Below are 15,863 nucleotides of genomic sequence, written 5' to 3' on the forward strand. Positions count from 1 at the left end.
ATCTTTCTTCAGTTCGTCAGGACTTCCAGACCGCGGTGCCCTTGGCGACGTCCTTCGGCCAGACCGTGACGAGCTCCTTGTTGCGCCATTGCGCCATGACGGGAACGGACAGGGTATTGAGGCCGGTGCTGTCGAATTCGACGGCGCCGCCGGTCATCGCCTTGGTCCAGCCACCGGTGAACTTCGCACCGCGCAGCGCCATGGTGACGTCCTCGGCCTTGGCCGACTTCGCCTTCTCGATCGCCTGCACCAGCACGTCGAGCGCGACGGCGTGTTCCAGCGCTTCATGCACCATGAAGTAACCGAAGCGCTTGCGGAAACGTTCGGTGAGATCCGGCGCGAGATCGTAATTGGCCGGCGCGATCGACAGCACGTTCTCCGCGAATTCGCCCAGACCTTTCTCGAAATCCGGAATGACATAACCGGCAGCACCACCGATGGCCGGGATCGTGATGCGCTGCTGGCGCATGGTGCGGATCAGCAGCAGGCTGTCGTTGAGATAGGACACCGGGAAGACGGCCTGGGCACCGGACGCACGCAGTTTGTTGATCAACGGCGTGGTGTCGGTGATCCCCAGCGGATAGGCATCGTCCATCGCTATGTCGATATTGGCTGCCTTGGCAGCGGCACGAAGGCCGGCCGCCTGCGCAGTGCCATAGGCAGTGTCCTCATACATGATCGCGATCTTGTCGATCTTGGCGCCGGATGCCTGCGCAATCGCAAGCGTGTAGTCGAGCTGCGCTTTTCCGAGTGCGGAAGCCTTGGCGACGATCTGGAAGATGTTCTTGAAGCCGCGACCGGTGATCTGGTCGGCGAAGGACATGGTGAGCAGCGGAATGTCACGGCGCTCCGTGACTTCCGAAATAGCAATGGTCAGCGATGACGCGAATGCGCCGAGGATCGCCGTCACTTCGTTCTGGGTGATGAGGCGCTGCGCGACGGTGCCCGCGGTGGTGGGCGTCGAGGTCGCGTCCGCCACGATCAGATTGATCTTGGCACCGCCGAGCGCCTTGATGCCGCCGGCTGCGTTGATCTCGTCGGCCACCAATTCGATGCCGTTGCGCGAATTGATGCCGAACTGCGCATTGGCGCCCGACAGCGGCATGATCACGCCGATATTGACCGGCTTCGCCTGCGCGCGTGCCGACGACACAATCATCGGGCTGGCCAGCAGAGACGCGGTTCCGGCGAGCAGCGAACGTCGGCTCAGGCCACCACGATGGGAGGTTGTCTTGGACATGGGCGTTTTCTCCGAATGCAGAACGGCCTTTGCGGCTTCGTCAGCAATTCGACATAAAACAGACGAGCGGTCAAGCTGCTTGACAGATTGTCTGATAGGCGGTCAACTTGAGGCATGGCAAAGATCGAATCGGAACTGAATGTCTCGCGGGAATCGACCAGCCTGCGACTGCTGGTTGAAAACCGACTACGCTCTGCAATCGGTAGCGGGCTGTTCAAGCCTGGCCAGCGGCTGATCGAGCGTGAACTGTGCGAGCAGGTCGGCGTCGGCCGCACCTCGATCCGCGAGGCGCTCCGGCAACTGGAGGCAGAGGGCCTCGTCACCACGATCCCGCATCGCGGCCCCATCGTCAGCACCATCAGCGTCGAGGAAGCCGAGCAGCTCTATGATTTGCGCGCGCTGCTGGAGGGCTATGCCGGCCGTGAATGTGCACGGCTGCGCGATCCGGTGATCATCGAACGATTGCGCAAACAGTTCGTCCAGATGGGCGCGGTAGCCGGTCAGGAAGACCGCAGCGACCTGTTGGCCGCCAAGACTGAATTCTATGCTGCGCTGCTCGAAGGCTGCGGCAATGTTTTCGTCGAACGCTTTCTGAAGATGCTGCTGAACCGCGTCACGGTGCTGCGCATGACGTCGATGACCCAGTCCAATCGCATCGGCCGCAGTCTTGCCGAAATCGAGACCATCCTTGTCGCGATCGAGGCCGGCAACGAAGATGGCGCCGAGCAGGCTTGCGTCCAGCACATCAAGAATGCCGCCGCGATAGCGCTGGAAGCGTTGCGGCGCGACAATCCCTGACCAGCGCGATCACCTGCCGCGCCAGATATCGAATAAAATAAGAACTTGAAGAGGAACGCCCGTGTCAAATTCAGCCACCATCAATCCGCCCGCCAAGATCGCCGTCATCGGCCTCGGCAATATGGGACGCCCCATGGCCGCATGCATTGCGCGCGCGGGCTATCAGGTGGTTGGCTTCGATACGTTCGCCGAAGCGCGCGCCAAACATGCCGAGGCTGGTGGGACGTCGGCGGCGACCGTCGATGAAGCCGTGAAGGACGCAGCCGCCGTCATTACGCTGCTGCCGGATGGTAAGATCGTGCGCGCCGCCGTCGAAGGCTTCAAGACGAAGCTCGCACCGGGCACGGTGGTGATCGACATGAGCTCCTCCGCTCCGATGGGCACGCGCGCGCTCGGCGAAGAACTGATCGCAGCGGGTCTCGCTTTCATCGACGCGCCGGTATCGGGCGGCGTGAAGCGCGCCATCGACGGCACGCTGGCGATCATGGCCGGCGGCGACGGCAAGACCATCGATCGCGCCGATCCCGTGTTGAATACCATGGGCAAGTCGGTGTTCCGCACCGGACCACTCGGCTCCGGTCACGCCGCCAAGGCGCTGAACAACTACGTCTCGGCAGCGGGCCTCGCCGCTGCCGCCGAAGCCGTTGCCATCGGTGGAAAGTTCGGCATCGATCCGAATGTCCTCGTCGACGTGTTGAATGCCTCCACCGGGCGCAACAATTCGACCGAAAACAAGCTTAAGCAGTTCATCATTCCCGAGAAATACACATCGGGATTTGGGCTGGCCTTGATGGCGAAAGATATCCGCACCGCCGACGAGCTCGCACACCAGATCGGCGTCAGCGCGCCGCTGGCAGACGAAGTCGCCGCATTGTGGGATGCTGCGCTGGAGAAACTCGGACCGTCGGCCGACCATGTCGAGATTGGCCGCTATCTCACTGCCAGGAAGTAGGTAACGTTGGGCATGGGCCTGATCGACGAGCTTCGCAATCGACTTGCGGTCGCGATTGCCGCGCCGGAGGTGCAGTCTTTTGCGCGCGGACTGGATCTTGAAATTCAGTTTGGGATCGATGAGGCCGCCGTCGCGATCGCTTGTCGCAACAACCAGCCGGTTGTCAGTATACCCAGCAATGCGCCGGATATCGCGCTATCCGGGCCAGCCACAGCATGGCTGAAGGTGCTGGCGCCCTGCCCGCCGCCGACCTATCATTCGTTTTCATCGATCCAGCTGCGCAACACCAGCTTCACCGTGACCGGCAATGCGCTGGTCATTGCGCAGGCCCGCGCATTTCTAGAAGCCGTGTTTGCGAATCTGACGGTGCCGGCCGCGCATGCGGTCGAAGTCGATCTCACGCGCCTTGAGGGCCGCTATCACCGCGTGCACAGCGCCGGCGGGCAGATTGCCGAGATCTATTCAGAAGCCACGGGCACCGGCAGGCCAGTGCTGTGCCTCCACACAGCCGGAGCGGATACGCGGCAGTTTCACGGCGTGATGTGCGATCCCGAACTCGGGCACGACTGGCGTCTGATCGGCTTCGACATGCCGCATCATGGCCGCTCCATGCCACCTATCGGTTGGGACGGCAGCATCTATCAGCTCGATCAGCCAACCTATCTGGACTGGTGCGCGAGCTTCATCGAACAGGCGATCGGCGAACCCGTTGTGGTGATGGGCTGCTCGATGGGCGCCGGCATCGCCATGGCGCTCGCCGCAGAGCGACCTGATCTCGTGAAAGCCGTGATCGCGCTCGAAGCGCCCTTGCGCCCACGCGGCCGTCGTAACGACTATCTCACGCATGCAGGCGTCAATGGCGGCTGGCATTCGGCAGCCTATGTGCGCGGATTGATGAGCCCGTCCAGCCCCACTGAGGATCGCCGACGCGCTGCCTGGATCTATTCGCAGGGTGCGCCGGGCATCTATGACGGCGATCTGGCTTTCTATTCGGACGAGTTCGACGGCGAACAGACCGCCAAGCTCATCGATGGCCACAAGATCCCGGTGCATCTCCTGATCGGTCACTACGACTTCTCTGCCACCGTGAGCGATGCCTACGCGCTTGCCGAATGGATCGAGGGTGCCGTGGTGACCGAGATGCCGGAGCTCGGGCATTTTCCGATGACGGAGAACCCGCCAAAGATGCTGGACTATCTGCGTCCCGTCTTCCAGGCACTGCGTCGTTTGCCGCTTTAAATGCGCAAGATTCAATCCGGAGGTTGCAGCCCCGGCGACGCCACCCAATTTTCGACCTTCGCGTAAAAACGAAACTGCTGTGCTTTCTTAAGCAACTCGTCTCTCTTCGGGCCGGGCTCCAAGGCGTCAGCTCGCTCGGCGCAATTTTTCGCCATTCGCGCGTAGTCACTGGGTGTCATATGCGAATCCCCCGATTCGGCGTTGGCATACTACCAATCTAAATCTGGGCGAAAATTAGTTCTGAAGATCAATCTCAAGCCGGTGCGATATCTGAGTATTCACAGACACGGCTACATCGAGTTTTTTTGTGCCACCATAACGGTCGGATCGGCCAGGCTCGGTACGACGATCAATCGCTTCACGGCGCCTGCTTTGTAAGCCTGCAAGAACGTTGCGTAGTCCTTGAACGATACGCAACCGTTCGAATCTCCCTTTGGTCCCATCAAGTAGCTGTGCGTAAGCAATCCGGCGCGACCAAACAGATCACCTTGACCCACCGGCTTCATTCTCAATGCTTCAACGCCGTGAAACGGCTTCTCTCGCTTGCTCAGTTCATATATCTGCGGTGGCGTCGCACCTCGATCATGGACGTGGACTTGCGTTGGATCGTCCATCAGTTCGCCAAGTCCGGAGTGAGCCTCGAGCCGCGTTCCGTCGGGCATGTAAACGGTGCGCGCGGAAATGTCGTAAAGCGCCGTTCGCGTTTCCGCCAACGTTGGAGGTGCACTGTCCTTTCCGTCACCGGAGATTCCACCCTCGGGTGACGCGGATGCCAAAACAGTTTCAGACGGCTGTAGCATCGCGAAGACTTTTTTAAGTGCTGCGCTTACGTTGGACAAAGGATCAGACGGTGTTGACGCTTGATCGGGCAGAGACACAGCAATCAAATTGGCCGCCGACGGCCGGACTCTCGGTAGCGGCACTTTTCCATTCGCCGCCGAGATTCCGAGCGAACTGTCGGCGGGAAGTACTGGCTGCGATCGCATTGCTTGCGCGAGCTGCGACTTAGCCCGCTGAACTTCTAATTCGACATGAGAAGCCGACACTTCAAAATCAAACGCTTGCGGAAAACGCTGAACGAACGAGATGTCGTCGAGCTGGGGACTACTTGGATTTTTCGCCTTAAAGAAGCTCAGTACATTTTGAGGCTCTCGAACATACGCGCATAGCGTCAAAGCCGCAGCGATAGCTCCGACAGACGCAGCAGCAATAACAATTCGAGATCTACGCAATTGATGCCCCGGACACGACGCAAAAAGGCTACCCAATAATTCAAGCTCAAATCAAGCCAACGAGCCTGACGTATTAAGCCATTTGGCCTCGCCAGACTTTGCGCCACTCCGGAAGGTCCGTCTCCCAGAGCGAGAGATTCCTTTTCCAGTCCAGCCTGCCTAAACAGGCTCGCTAAAAACCCAGCCATCGACGCAGACGTCATCCTGTTACCGCGTGCGGGGAGCGGAAGGACGACGGCCGGCTCGCAAATAGATCAGCTAGTTAGGAGGGGGGTGCTGGCGGAGAGAGTGGGATTCGAACCCACGGTACGGTTTCCCGCACACACGCTTTCCAAGCGTGCGCCTTAAGCCACTCGGCCATCTCTCCGGCGCGCCTTCTCATGACGGGCCGGAGCGAGATTTGCAAGGGACCGCCGGCTCGGCCCGGCGGTTTTTCTCAAATTATTGAAGGATATAGGGAATTCGGGGGCGCCTTGGCGCCACCCGCTGGCCCTGGCGAGCGGCGAATCGGCTTGCGATGCGTCGGCACAGCCCCCCACGCCAGCGCGCCGCGGGGGACCTCCCCATTTCGCCTGGGCGGCGCCGCGGCTCAGTGGAACCGGCTACCGACCCCAGCGCCCAGCGATTGGACCGGCCAGAGTACGGCCGGCTCAACCGGCAGCGTTTCCACCGGCGTCTTGTCATTGGCGACATGGGCCTGCTGAAGCGCCTCGACGAAATCAGCGAACCAGTCCTGGATCGTGCCGGCGCGCAACTTCGCCATCATGGCTTCCCAGCGCATGCGGCGCTCCAGCAACGGCATCGAAAATGCGGTCGCGATGGTGCGCGCCATGCCGTCCACATCATGCGGATTGACCAGCAGGGCCGTATCGAGCTCGTTGGCGGCGCCGGCATATTTCGACAGCACCAGCACACCGGGATCGACCGGGTTCTGCGCAGCGACATATTCCTTGGCGACCAGATTCATGCCGTCATGCAGCGGCGTCACCAGGCCGACCTGCGCGGTGCGATAGAGGCCAGCGAGCACGGTCTGGCTGAAGCCCTTGTTGAGATAGCGGATCGGCGTCCAGTCAACTTCGCCGTGACGCCCGTTAATGTCGCTCACCAGCTTCGCAAGCTGGTTCTGCAGGTCGCCATAGGCCTCGATCGTACCGCGCGACAATGTCGCGATCTGCAACAGCGAGACAGAACGCTTGAGCTGCGGCTGCCGCGTGAGCATGCGGTCGAACGCCTCGAGACGATTGACGAGACCCTTGGAGTAATCGACGCGATCGACACCGATGGCGAGTTTCTCGCCGTGCAGGCTGCGGCGCAGCCGCGACACATCGGGATGCGACGCAGCCTTGGCGGCATGCGTAGCAAACTTCGCGGGATCGATACCGATCGGAAATACCGCACAGCGCGACGCGCCGTAACGCGACATCACCACACCACCCGTCGTATCCAGGCCGAGATCGCCATCCACATAAGACAGGAAGTTGTCGCGATCACCTTCGGTCTGGAAGCCGATCAGATCGTAAGCGAGCATTGCCTCGACCAGCTCGCGATGATGCGGCACGCCGCCAAAAATATCGCGTGCCGGCCACGGTGTATGCAGGAAAAAGCCGAGCGGATGCGTCACGCCAAGCGCGCGCAATTCTGCGCCAAGCGCAAGGAAATGGTAATCCTGAATCCAGAACGCGGTATCGGGCTTGCGGAACCGCAGCAGCGCGCGCGCGAAGAACGAATTCACTTCGCGATACGACTGATAATCATCGTGCGACGTGCAGATCAGGTCGGTACGGGAATGCAGTGCAGGCCAAAGCGCTGAATTGGCGAAGCCTTCGTAATAGCCACCGTAATGCGCGGCGGGCAGATCGAGCATTGCCAGCGCACCGGCGCCCAGCGCCTCAATTTCGGCAAACGGTTCCTTCTGCGCGCCATCGCGCACGCGGCCGCTGGAACCCACCCAAATCGCGCCAGATTTCTCCACCACGGGCAGCAAGGCTGCTGCCAGACCGCCGGTCATCGGCTCATTCGCCGAAGCGCGCGATACTCGGTTTGAGACTACGACGAGATTCACAGGGTCCCCTCCTGATTGCACACATTGATAAACGTCCGTTCATCAATATGGTTCCTCGTCACCATTCGACCCAATTGAAACCAAATTCGGGCACGCGACGATGGAACTCACCTTTCAGTGAGTTCCATCTGCATCGGTATCAAGACATGAGATGAATCACTTCGATTTCGCCGCATCGTCGATCAGCAAGCGCGCGAGCCATGCGCGCACATCGCGCGGCTCGTCGAAGTGCCCCGATACGCCTTGCGCACGGCGACCGACGGAGAATGCGAGACCATTCATGCCGGGCATGATCGCAAATACAGATTCATCGGTGACATCATCGCCGATGAAGATCGGACGGCGCCCGCTGAACGGCTCATGCCTCATCAATTCGATCACGCCCGTCGCCTTGGTCACACCAGCCGGCTTGATCTCGCAGACAGCCTTGCCGGGCAGCACTTCGATCGGCGCATTCGGCAGATCGGCACGGATCGCGGAGACCGCATCATAGATCGCCTTCTCCGCATGCGGCGCGAGACGGTAATGCAGCGCGAGCGCATAGCCCTTGTCCTCGAGCAGAATGCCCGGGCTCAACTTTGCAATGGCAGCAAGGCGACGCTTCAATTCCTTGTCCATCGGCGGCGCGCCTGACGCGACCGATTCATTCTCTGCCGATAGTCGCATTTCAGCGCCGTGGCCGCCGACCGCCGGGAATTGCATCGGCGCGAAAATCAGATCGATGTCGTTGATCGAGCGACCTGAGACAAGCGCCATGGCGCCATTCGTGCGCTGCAGCAGTTTGCCCATGGACGTCGCCAGATCCGGTGGCACCCACACTTCACGCGGCGTCGGCGCCAGATCGAGCAGCGTACCGTCGATATCGAGCAACAGCGCACATTCGCTAAGCCGTGGCAATTCCGCACCCGGATACAGTACCTCTTCGGAATGCGGCGCATCGTCGACAGGAATTTCGATAATTTTCTGAGACATGTTCATGAAGTTACTCCACCACGGCCAGCGGCCGTGCAACTGATTCAAGCGGCTGGCGTTCCGCCGCGACGGCATAGCGCCAGCCGACGATCGCAGCCACGATCATCAGAACAGCGCCAAACAGGTAGCCGGCAAACACGCTGTTGCGCGACCCGGTATCGATCAGCACGCCAAACAGCGCCGGGCCGGCAACGCCGCCGATCCCGGTGCCGATCGCGTAGAAGACAGCGATCGCCAATGCGCGCACCTCGATCGGGAACGTCTCACTGACGGTGAGATAGGCCGCACTCGCCGCCGGCGACGCAAAGAAGAAGATGATCATCCAGGCGATGGTCTGGGTCTGTGCACTCAACACATCGATCGAGAACAGATAGCCGGAGATCGCAAGCAAGATGCCCGACATGCCGTAGGTCACCGCAATCATGACGCGACGCCCGAGCGTATCGAACAGCCGGCCGAGCAGCAGCGGTCCAAGAAAATTGCCTGCGGCAAACGGCAGGATATACCAGCCGACATGGTTGGACGGGATACCGAAGAAATCCGTCAGTACCAGCGCATAGGTGAAGAAGATCGCGTTGTAGAAAAACGCCTGCGACGCCATTAGCACGAGTCCGACCAGCGACCGCTGCCGATACAGCACGAACAGTGTCTGCGCGACTTCCTTCAGCGGCGTATGATCGCGCATCGTCAGCCTGATCTTCGGCAGCGCGGCCAGAACCGACGGCTTGGCCTTCTGATGCGCGGAGATTTCGATCTCAGCCACGATCTCTTCGGCGCGCTGCGGCTGACCGTGGATCATCAGCCATCGCGGGCTTTCCGGAATCCACATTCGCATGAACAGCACGATGAGACCGAGAATGGCACCGGTGAAATAGGCCAGCCGCCAGCCATAGGATTGCGAAATCACTGCGGGGTCCAGCAAGACGATGGCGCAAACCGCGCCCATCGCGGCGCCCAACCAGAAGCTTCCGTTGATCACCAGATCGGTCCAGCCACGATAACGCGCCGGAACAAGCTCCTGAATCGTTGAATTGATCGCCGTATATTCCCCGCCAATGCCGGCACCCGTCAGGAATCGAAACAGGGCATAGCTGGCAAGATTCCATGACAGCGCTGTCGCGGCAGTCGCCGTGAGATAAAGCGCTAGCGTAATGAAGAACAGTTTCTTCCGGCCGATGCGGTCCGTCAGCCAGCCGAAGCCCAGCGCGCCGATCACAGCGCCTGCAAGATAAGCGCTGTTGGCAAAGCCGACATCGAGGTTCGAAAACTTCAGCGCCGGATCTTCCTTCAGCGCGCCGGATAGCGCCCCCGCCAGCGTCACCTCAAGGCCATCGAGTATCCATGTGATACCGAGCGCCAGGACAACCCGGGTGTGAAAGCCACTCCAGCGCAGCGCATCCAGACGCGCAGGAATATCGGTTTCGATGATACGATCCGAGTCAGAAGCTGACGTCTGGCTCGGCATCGGCGAAGCCGCGATATCCGTGCTGCTCAGATAAGCCATACCGCCTTGCTCCTGAGCATTTGCTCGCTACCCCACGGAAAAAGCGGAAATCGACATCAACGCGAAAAGCCCGAAACCTTGCGGTGACGGGTGATTCAGCGCCAAAGGGTCACATTCTACGTGGACCAACCCACAAAGAACGCGTTGGTTCCCACTTTATGCGGGGAATTGGGACCTAGAGCGAAACGGCGTAATGCTCGTATTCGCCGCGCACCAGTTCGATATGGGCGCGCATCGCCGCGGCGGCGCCGTTGCGATCGCCGCGCATGATGGCGACGACGACGCGGTCATGCTCGGCCTGCGACTTGGCGAGACGACCGAGATTACGGAACTGCGCACGCCGGAACGGCTGGACCCGAACCCGGGTCGCCAACGTGATCTCCGCGATATATTCGTTCTGCGAGCCCGCATAGATCGCGTTGTGAAAACGCTCGTTCACTTCGTGGAAGCGATCCGGATTGCCGTCGTAGCTCAGCACCCGCAGCTCTTCGTGGATGGCCTCCAGCGCGTGACGTTGCACGGCCGGCATCCGTTCGGCGGCGAGACCCGCACATATCGCTTCGAGTTCGGCCATCGCCTCGAACATGCCGGTGAGACGATCGATCGACGGCTGCGCCACGACGGCACCGCGATGCGCGCGCGAGTCGACAAGGCCGCTTGCCGTGAGCTGACGCAACGCTTCACGAACGGGCGTGCGCGAAACATTGAAACGCTGTGCCAGATCAGTTTCGTCGAGTGAGGTACCGGGGGGCAGCACGCCGCGCACGATCTCGTCGGCCAGTTGCAGGCGGAGTTCTTCGGCGCGCGTCATCTTGCCGGTGATAGTCCCGGCACGGTCAACCCGGCTGACCGGCCCGGCGATGCCCGCCTTGCGGCGCGGCTTCCCCGGCTGGATCAGCATGTCGTCGAAACTCATCCCTTGGCGCCCTGCGGTTCGTCGATCAGGCTGACAGACGCCGCCACGATTCGCCAGCCTTCCGGAAAGCGGATCCACGTCTGCATCTGTCGACCGACCTTACCCGGAGCCGTGTCGCGATAAAATAGCGTCGAGGCGACCGCAGTGTCGCGGCCATAGGCGGAAATCACCGTGCGCGCAGTGCGGCGCATCAATCCGACCGGCGAGCGTGCACCGCGAAATGCCTGGATCTCGTCATAACCGTAGAGGTTTTCACCCATCCCATAGCGCAGCGTCCGCGGATCGTTGCGAAACAATTCGCCAAGCACCGCCGTGTCGTTGGTCGTCAGTGCCTTCTCATAACGTGCGAAGGCGGCGCCCACTTCGGCGATGACGTCCGGCAGATCAATGTCCATGTTAGAACCCTTTTGCGCGGGGCGCGGCAACGACGCCGGCCCGCTCCAAAGCATAAGCGACGCGCAGCGCGATGTCTTCCCGCCACGGCGCCGCAATGATCTGCACACCGATCGGCATCGGATCGAGCGGCACGGGGACGGCGACCACGGGCAGACCGATGAAAGAGATCGGCTGGGTATGGATGCCGATATTGGCCCGCACTGGCAGTTCGACGCCGTCGAGCACGAAAGTCGCCTGCCCCAGCTTCGGCGCGACGCAAGGCGTCGCCGGCGCGATGATCACATCGACATCCTTGAACAGTTCGAGCACCTTCGCGCGGTACCAGCGACGGAATTTCTGCGCCCGATCGACCAGCGGCGCCGGCACCATGGCGCCGGCCAGCAACCGGTCTCGCACCGCCGGGTCGAAGTCATTGGGCCGTGTCCGCAGACGGTCCAGATGCAGCGAGGCGCCTTCAACGGTCGAGATGACGTAGGCCGCCGAACGCGCGCGGGCGACCTCGGGCAGCTCGATGTCGCGTGTGACGCCGAGCGCCTTCGTGACACGCGCAACCGCCTCCTGGGCCTCCGGAAACAGGTTCTTGCGAAAGTATCCGCCGGCCGCAGCGATGCGGAAAGAGCCGATATCCTGTTCGAGCAGCGCCGTCACCGACTCGATGGCGCGGGTTGAACACGCCGCATCCTCGGCATCGGGTCCCTGCATGGCATCGTAGGACAGCGCGAGGTCCTCGACCGATCGTGCGAACGGGCCGAGATGATCGAAGCTCGCGACAAACGGAAACGAGCGCGCCCGCGACAGCCGGCCGTAAGTCGGCTTCAGGCCGAAGATGCCGCAAAACGACGACGGCACGCGGATCGATCCGTTGGTGTCCGACCCCAAGGCAAGCGGCACGAGACTGCCGCCGACTGCGCCGCCGGAACCGCCCGACGAGCCGCCGGTCATCCGGGTCACGTCATGAGGATTCCGCGACGGGCCGTCATGAATATTCTCGCCCGTAAAATCATAGGCGTATTCGCCCATATTGAGCGTGCCGACCAATACGGCGCCGGCCGCCTCCATGCGCTCAACCAGTGTCGCATCGCGGGTCGAAGCTGGACGATCGCGGTTGATTTTGGAGCCGGCGCGGGTCGGCAGGCCGGTGACATCGAACAGGTTCTTCACGGCGAATGGCACGCCTGCAAGCGGCCCTACGCTTTGACCCGCGGCAATCGCGGCATCCAGCGCCTTCGCCGTCGCGCGCGCGCGATCGGCAGTGACATCAGTAAATGCGTTCAGGACCGGATTGTGCTGCGCGATCCGCGCGAGCGCAGCTTCGGTGACGGCGAGCGCCGAGATTTTCTTCGCGGCGACTGCCTGTGCGATGTCGGACGCCGGGCGCCAATCGCCTTCGGGGGTGATAACGGGATCAAGCTGCATAGATGCTCGCCGGTTCGATTTCATCGGGCAGCGAAAATTCGTCGACCATTTTAGCCATCTTCAGCGTCACCGCGAGATTGGCACGGACGGACGGCTTCCACGCGTCTTCGATCGGCAGCGCCAACGCCCCGGCGACGGCGTCGATATAGTCATCAAGCGGTTCGGCCACGGTCCCTCTCTCGATCTGCCTCAATGAACCGGCAACGGCGGATGCGGGATCGCCGACAACAGTTCCTTCGTGTAAGCATCCTGCGGCGCATCCAGCACGGCCTCGGTCAGGCCCTGCTCGACGATCCGCCCCGTGCGCATCACGATGACACGATCGCACAGCAAACGCACCACATTCAAATCGTGCGACACGAACAAATAGCTCATCCCCATCGACTGCTTGAGGTCCTGCAGCAGGTTCAGCACCACCGCCTGGACGGAGACGTCGAGCGCCGCCGTCGGCTCATCCAGGATGATCAGCTTGGGTTGCAGCGCGATGGCGCGAGCAATGCCGACACGCGCCTTCTGGCCGCCGGACATCTGGTGCGGAAAGCGATCGAGTAATTCGAGCGGCAGCCCCACCTGTCGCGCGAGGTCTTCGCATTTTGCACGTAATGCATCGCCGCCCTTGATGTCGCCAAGCTGCATGATCGGATCGGCGATGGCGCGCGCCGCCGTGAAACGGGGATTCAGGCTGTCGGTGGGATCCTGGAACACCATCTGGATGCTCTTGCGCAGCGGCAGCCGCGCAAAAGAGTTCGGCGCAATCTCGCCGATCTCGTCGCCATCGAACGAGATGCGGCCCGAGGTCTTGTCGATCAGCCGCATCACCATCATCGATGTCGTGGACTTGCCGCAGCCGGATTCGCCGACAAGGCCGACGCTCTCGCCGTGGCCGACCGTAAAGCTGATGCCATCGACAGCACGAAACTTGTCCGGCTCGGTCGGCGGCTTGCGCGAGAACAGTTTTGCCAGAGAGGCCGTCGCACCCTGGCGGGCATATTCCTTGACCAGATTTTCGACGGTGAGAAGGGGCCTCTGCTCCCTCTCCCCGCTTGCGGGGAGAGGGTCGGGGAGAGGGGGAATCAGAGATTCACTCGCCGGCTCCCCCTCACCCGACGCGCTGCGCGCGTCGACCTCTCCCCGCAAGCGGGGAGAGGTAAGAAGAGCCTGCACCGGCATCGCCGCGCGTTCTTCGGCCGGCAGCAGATCGCGCAGCGAGACGCCAAGCCGCGGCGTCGCCTGCATCAACTTCTTCGTATAGGCGTGTTTCGGATTGGCGAAGATATCCGCCGACAGCGCCGTCTCGACCACCCTGCCCTTTTCCATCACCACCACACGGTCGCAATAGGCAGCGGCAAGACCGAGATCATGAGTGATCAGGATGGTCGACATGCCGCGGCTCTTGGTGAGCTCGACGACCAGATCCATCACGGCTTTCTGCGTCGTGACATCGAGGCCAGTGGTCGGCTCATCAGCGATCAGGAGCTGCGGATTGCAGGCCAGCGCCAATGCGATCACCACGCGCTGGCACATGCCGCCCGAGAGTTCGAACGGATAGGCATGATAGCGCTCGCGCGGCCGTGCGATCTTGACCTGCTCCAGCGCCTCGATGGCCTTCTCGGCACGGTCTGCGCTACCAGCCTGCGCATGTTGGCGCAGCACGTCCTCGATCTGATCGCCGACCTTCCGGATCGGATTGAGCGCCGCGCGTGGATTCTGGAAGATCATCGAGATTTCGCGGCCGCGCAGGTCGCGCATCTGGTTCTCGGTTGCGCCCTTGATGTCGACGCCGGAGAACATCACCGAGCCTTCGGCGATCTTGCCGGCCCGGTCGAGAATGCGCATCACCGCATAGGACGTCACCGACTTGCCCGAGCCGGACTCGCCGACGATGCCGAGTGTTTCGCCCTTGGCCACGGAAATATTGACGTGCTGCACGGCCTTGACGATGCCGCGCCGCGTGGCGAATTCGACAGTGAGGTCGCTGACGTCGAGAAGCGGTTGAGCGGTCATGCCGATGTCTCCACGTGCTCGGTAGGCTCCCTCGCCTCGCCCTTGCGGGGAGAGGGTTGGGGTGAGGGGCTCTTGCGATCCGCAAACACCTGCGTTGATGGCGAGGTCAGTGCCCTGCCCCTCACCCGCCGCTCGCTACGCGAGCGTCGACCTCTCCCCGCGCAGAGCGGGGAGAGGTTAAGAAAGCGATCTGCGGAGTGTGCTTGCATCGTTACGTCCGTCGCTGCGGATCGACGATGTCGCGCAGACCATCGCCCAGCAGGTTGAAGCAGAACACCGCGATCATCAGCGCCAGACCGGGAAACAATGCGATCCACCATTCGCCCGACACCATGAAGGATGCGCCTTCGGCGACCATGATGCCCCATTCTGCGGTCGGCGGACGGACACCGAGACCGATGAAGGAGAGGCCCGCCGCATTGAGGATCGCGTAACCCATGGTCAGCGACATCTGCACGATCATGATCGGCATGATGTTGGGCAGGATATGCACCAGCAGGATGCGCATCTCGCTATTGCCCGACAACCGGGCCGCCTGCACAAAGCCGGCCTCGCGGCGGACATTGGCCTCTGCGCGAGCGACACGCGCATAAAGCGGGAAGTTCACGATGGCGGTGGCGATGATGATGTTCTGCACGGTGTTACCCAGCGCAGCGACGATACCCATGGCCAGCACGAACAGCGGAAACGCCATGATCGTATCGGCGATACGGCCGACGATACGATCGGTCCAGCCGCCGAAATAGCCCGAGGCGATGCCGGCGAGGCCGCCCATGGCGAACACCAGGATGACCGAGGCGATAGCGATGAAGAAATCGAGCCGGGTCGCGACGATGACGCGGCTGAAAATATCGCGGCCGAGCTGATCGGTGCCGAACCAGTGCGTCGCAGATGGCGCCTTCAACGCCTGCGCCGTGTCGCTGGCGAGCGGATCGTAAGGTACGATGTAAGGACCGAACAGCGCTGCGAACACGATCAGCACCAGCAGGCCGAATGCAAACGCCGTGACGCGGTTTTCACCGAGGATGTAACGGGTGTGTGACAGCGTCGCGGCAAAGCCGGAGGTACGCTTTGCGGGCGCAGGCTGCGACGCGGGAACGGCTTCGGAATCGACAGGCGTGACAGCGTTCAT

Annotated in this window: 14 protein-coding genes and 1 tRNA gene; 3 read left to right on the forward strand and 12 right to left on the reverse strand. The window is 61.7% G+C overall.

Annotation, left to right across the window (positions count from 1 at the left end; all coding sequences use genetic code 11):
• Window positions 1-16 precede the first annotated feature (16 nt).
• Window positions 17-1,240: an ABC transporter substrate-binding protein gene (locus tag AB8B20_RS18600; RefSeq protein ID WP_089263518.1), complete on the reverse strand. Its 1,224-nt coding sequence runs from the start codon at window positions 1,238-1,240 to the stop codon at window positions 17-19.
• Between the two features lie 114 nt (window positions 1,241-1,354).
• Between AB8B20_RS18600 and AB8B20_RS18605 the strand changes: the two genes are divergently transcribed.
• From AB8B20_RS18605 to AB8B20_RS18615, 3 genes are all read left to right on the forward strand, one after another.
• Window positions 1,355-2,038 (forward strand): GntR family transcriptional regulator, encoded by a 684-nt coding sequence (locus tag AB8B20_RS18605; RefSeq protein ID WP_439074367.1) that lies wholly within the window; start codon window positions 1,355-1,357, stop codon window positions 2,036-2,038.
• Between the two features lie 61 nt (window positions 2,039-2,099).
• Window positions 2,100-2,990 carry an NAD(P)-dependent oxidoreductase gene (locus AB8B20_RS18610; RefSeq protein WP_439074366.1) on the forward strand — a complete coding sequence of 297 codons (891 nt, stop codon included), beginning with the start codon at window positions 2,100-2,102 and terminating at the stop codon, window positions 2,988-2,990.
• A gap of 12 nt (window positions 2,991-3,002) precedes the next feature.
• Window positions 3,003-4,229 carry an alpha/beta fold hydrolase gene (locus tag AB8B20_RS18615; RefSeq protein WP_439074365.1) on the forward strand — a complete coding sequence of 409 codons (1,227 nt, stop codon included), beginning with the start codon at window positions 3,003-3,005 and terminating at the stop codon, window positions 4,227-4,229.
• A 290-nt stretch (window positions 4,230-4,519) separates the two neighbouring features.
• Here the strand turns inward: AB8B20_RS18615 and AB8B20_RS18620 are convergent, their stop codons facing one another.
• The 11 genes from AB8B20_RS18620 to AB8B20_RS18670 all read right to left on the reverse strand — a co-directional run bounded on the left by AB8B20_RS18620 (window position 4,520) and on the right by AB8B20_RS18670 (window position 15,863).
• Window positions 4,520-5,461: a DUF2778 domain-containing protein gene (locus AB8B20_RS18620; protein ID WP_439074364.1), complete on the reverse strand. Its 942-nt coding sequence runs from the start codon at window positions 5,459-5,461 to the stop codon at window positions 4,520-4,522.
• A gap of 277 nt (window positions 5,462-5,738) precedes the next feature.
• Window positions 5,739-5,828 (reverse strand) — tRNA-Ser (locus AB8B20_RS18625).
• A 222-nt stretch (window positions 5,829-6,050) separates the two neighbouring features.
• The gene (locus AB8B20_RS18630) at window positions 6,051-7,523 is read right to left on the reverse strand and encodes a trehalose-6-phosphate synthase (protein ID WP_439074363.1); all 1,473 of its coding nucleotides are present in this window, start codon (window positions 7,521-7,523) and stop codon (window positions 6,051-6,053) included.
• A 156-nt stretch (window positions 7,524-7,679) separates the two neighbouring features.
• The gene (gene otsB / locus AB8B20_RS18635; RefSeq protein WP_439075018.1) at window positions 7,680-8,495 is read right to left on the reverse strand and encodes a trehalose-phosphatase; all 816 of its coding nucleotides are present in this window, start codon (window positions 8,493-8,495) and stop codon (window positions 7,680-7,682) included.
• Between the two features lie 10 nt (window positions 8,496-8,505).
• On the reverse strand, window positions 8,506-9,960 hold the full coding sequence (locus AB8B20_RS18640; RefSeq protein WP_439075016.1) for an MFS transporter: 1,455 nt from the start codon (window positions 9,958-9,960) through the stop codon (window positions 8,506-8,508).
• 214 nt (window positions 9,961-10,174) lie between these two features.
• Entirely contained in the window at window positions 10,175-10,900 is a 726-nt protein-coding gene (locus AB8B20_RS18645) for a GntR family transcriptional regulator (protein ID WP_374725624.1), read from the reverse strand.
• An 11-nt stretch (window positions 10,901-10,911) separates the two neighbouring features.
• Window positions 10,912-11,310 carry an oxalurate catabolism protein HpxZ gene (gene hpxZ / locus AB8B20_RS18650; protein WP_089263511.1) on the reverse strand — a complete coding sequence of 133 codons (399 nt, stop codon included), beginning with the start codon at window positions 11,308-11,310 and terminating at the stop codon, window positions 10,912-10,914.
• 1 nt (window position 11,311) lies between these two features.
• Window positions 11,312-12,727 carry an AtzE family amidohydrolase gene (locus AB8B20_RS18655; protein WP_439074362.1) on the reverse strand — a complete coding sequence of 472 codons (1,416 nt, stop codon included), beginning with the start codon at window positions 12,725-12,727 and terminating at the stop codon, window positions 11,312-11,314.
• On the reverse strand, window positions 12,717-12,896 hold the full coding sequence (locus AB8B20_RS18660) for a DUF4089 domain-containing protein (RefSeq protein WP_439074361.1): 180 nt from the start codon (window positions 12,894-12,896) through the stop codon (window positions 12,717-12,719). The genes AB8B20_RS18655 and AB8B20_RS18660 overlap by 11 nt, the downstream gene beginning before the upstream one ends.
• A 20-nt stretch (window positions 12,897-12,916) precedes the next feature.
• On the reverse strand, window positions 12,917-14,731 hold the full coding sequence (locus tag AB8B20_RS18665) for a dipeptide ABC transporter ATP-binding protein (protein ID WP_439074360.1): 1,815 nt from the start codon (window positions 14,729-14,731) through the stop codon (window positions 12,917-12,919).
• Between the two features lie 211 nt (window positions 14,732-14,942).
• Window positions 14,943-15,863 carry an ABC transporter permease gene (locus AB8B20_RS18670; RefSeq protein WP_439074359.1) on the reverse strand — a complete coding sequence of 307 codons (921 nt, stop codon included), beginning with the start codon at window positions 15,861-15,863 and terminating at the stop codon, window positions 14,943-14,945.

It is taken from the genome of Tardiphaga sp. 866_E4_N1_4 (assembly GCF_052076075.1).
In the GTDB taxonomy this organism is placed as follows: Bacteria; Pseudomonadota; Alphaproteobacteria; order Rhizobiales; family Xanthobacteraceae; genus Tardiphaga; species Tardiphaga robiniae.

Coding starts and splice junctions, on each gene's coding strand:
- AB8B20_RS18670 (WP_439074359.1), bottom strand. CDS start 15,863: ATGAACGCTGTCACGCCTGTCGATTCCGAAGCCGTTCCCGCGTCGCAG.
- AB8B20_RS18665 (WP_439074360.1), bottom strand. CDS start 14,731: ATGACCGCTCAACCGCTTCTCGACGTCAGCGACCTCACTGTCGAATTC.
- AB8B20_RS18645 (WP_374725624.1), bottom strand. CDS start 10,900: ATGCTGATCCAGCCGGGGAAGCCGCGCCGCAAGGCGGGCATCGCCGGG.
- AB8B20_RS18600 (WP_089263518.1), bottom strand. CDS start 1,240: ATGTCCAAGACAACCTCCCATCGTGGTGGCCTGAGCCGACGTTCGCTG.
- AB8B20_RS18615 (WP_439074365.1), top strand. CDS start 3,003: ATGGGCCTGATCGACGAGCTTCGCAATCGACTTGCGGTCGCGATTGCC.
- AB8B20_RS18605 (WP_439074367.1), top strand. CDS start 1,355: ATGGCAAAGATCGAATCGGAACTGAATGTCTCGCGGGAATCGACCAGC.
- hpxZ (WP_089263511.1), bottom strand. CDS start 11,310: ATGGACATTGATCTGCCGGACGTCATCGCCGAAGTGGGCGCCGCCTTC.
- AB8B20_RS18640 (WP_439075016.1), bottom strand. CDS start 9,960: ATGCCGAGCCAGACGTCAGCTTCTGACTCGGATCGTATCATCGAAACC.
- AB8B20_RS18655 (WP_439074362.1), bottom strand. CDS start 12,727: ATGCAGCTTGATCCCGTTATCACCCCCGAAGGCGATTGGCGCCCGGCG.
- otsB (WP_439075018.1), bottom strand. CDS start 8,495: ATGTCTCAGAAAATTATCGAAATTCCTGTCGACGATGCGCCGCATTCC.